Source organism: Vibrio sp. Vb0667 (assembly GCF_033391095.1).
Map to the genome: position 1 here is coordinate 1 of NZ_JAWPOL010000210.1, position 1298 is coordinate 1298.

The 1298-nt window shown below is 48.8% G+C and carries 1 protein-coding gene; it reads right to left on the bottom strand.

What is annotated here, in order from left to right; all coding sequences use genetic code 11:
• Positions 1-1283 (bottom strand): Fe-S protein assembly chaperone HscA (hscA, locus tag R8269_RS24685; protein ID WP_318222839.1); only part of this gene is annotated, 1283 nt, incomplete at its 3' end.
• Positions 1284-1298: the final 15 nt, after the last annotated feature.

Sequence of the window (1298 nt, forward strand, 5' to 3'; positions counted from 1 at the left end):
TCTTTGAAGGTGGTAAACTCTTGCGCGCGAGCAACAGGAATCGTGGTGTTGCGCGGAATGATTTTCTCAACCAACCCACCCATGGTTTCAATACCCAATGATAATGGAATCACGTCAAGCAGCAGCATTTCAGAGTCAGGTTTGTTACCAGCAAGAATATCTGCTTGGATGCCCGCACCAATAGCCACCACTTCATCAGGGTTGATGCTAGTGAGTGGTGTGCGGCCAAAGAATTCGCCTACCATTTCACGGACAAGCAAGGTACGAGTTGAGCCACCAACCATCACCACTTCAAGTACTTCCTCCGCTTCTACGTCAGCATCTTTCAGTGCACGACGACAAGACATCAGAGTTTTCTTCACGAGTGGGCGAATCAGGTCTTCGAACTGCTCGCGTGTTACAGTGCCTTTCCAGCCAAACACGTCAACTTCCACGCTGTCTTGCTCAGAGAAAGCAATTTTGGTCGCCGTTGCAATGTTCAGTAATGCACGGTTTTTCTCAGCAGAAAGCGGCGCTTCTAGGCCAGCTTGCTCCATTAGGTAATCCGCTAATAGATGGTCAAAATCATCACCGCCTAGTGCAGAGTCACCGCCTGTTGCTAATACTTCAAATACGCCTTTCGATAAACGTAGGATAGAGATATCGAACGTACCGCCACCTAAATCGTAAACGGCAATCACGCCCTCTTGACCTGAATCCAGACCGTAGGCAATCGCCGCTGCGGTTGGCTCATTAAGAAGACGCAGTACATGTAAACCCGCTAGCTTAGCCGCATCTTTCGTGCCCGCGCGTTGCGCGTCATCGAAGTACGCAGGAACGGTAATTACCACGCCCGCAAGCTCTCCACCTAGAGTTTCTTCTGCGCGTTTACCTAGCGCTTTTAGAATATCTGCAGAAACTTCAATCGGGTTTTTATCCCCTTGAGCAGTTTGCAGTACTGGTAAGCCATTATCACTCTCTTTAAAACGGTAAGGTAATGATGGGTAGCGAGATTGAATGTCTTTTAGCGAGCGGCCAATCAAGCGTTTCACTGAGATAATGGTGTTCTCAGGTTCAAACTCTGCTTTGGCTTTCGCATCGTAACCAACCACTGTTGATTCTGCTGAGTAATTCACCACCGATGGCAAAATGCTACGACCTTGCTCATCATTTAATGTGGTGGCATCGCCACTGCGTACAGAAGCGACCAAAGAGTTGGTAGTACCTAAGTCGATACCAGCCGCTAACTTATGCTCATGAGGTGCCGAGCTTTGGCCCGGTTCTGCGATTTGAAGTAGTGCCATGATAGGTCCTTGTCA